Origin of the sequence: Pseudomonas frederiksbergensis (assembly GCF_003732665.1) — a bacterium.
Taxonomy (GTDB): Bacteria; Pseudomonadota; Gammaproteobacteria; order Pseudomonadales; family Pseudomonadaceae; genus Aquipseudomonas; species Aquipseudomonas frederiksbergensis_G.
The window spans coordinates 1-463 of the sequence record NZ_MOBP01000129.1 but is presented as its reverse complement, the minus strand read 5'-3'; the positions used below and the strand labels follow the sequence as shown (position 1 = coordinate 463).

Annotated in this window: 1 protein-coding gene; it reads right to left on the bottom strand. The window is 55.1% G+C overall.

Going from position 1 to position 463, the window contains the following annotated elements:
- The coding region (locus BK665_RS33465) for an aminotransferase class III-fold pyridoxal phosphate-dependent enzyme (protein WP_123410653.1) at nucleotides 1-354 on the bottom strand (354 nt) is incomplete at its 3' end.
- Nucleotides 355-463 lie beyond the last annotated feature (109 nt).

Below are 463 nucleotides of genomic sequence, written 5' to 3'. Positions count from 1 at the left end.
GCCGTAGAACACCTTGCTCATTTTGCCCGGTGCCATCCTGACGAGGCGGTCGGAAAGGATGGCCAGTTCATCCGTCGTGTGAGCGGCGTAGGAATGATAATAGGCGAGGCGGTAGGCCTGTCGCGAAATCGCCTCAGCTACCTCGGTGCGGCCATAACCGACATTGACGCAATAAAGACCGGCAAATCCATCGATCAATTGCTTGCCGTGCGCGTCCTGAATGCGGATGCCCTTGCCGGTTTCAACGATGGTGGGTTCGCCGAGTTTACCGCTGGCAAAATCCTTGAGCTGCGTGAAGGGATGCAGAACGGCGTTTCGATCCATTTCCGCGATATTTTTGATGTCGATGGTCATAGGTGAGATCCTTTCAGGCAGCCAGATTGCCGAAGCAGACATATTTGGGTTCGAGATATTCCATGAGGCCATGACGCGAGCCCTCGCGGCCAAGGCCTGATTGTTTCCA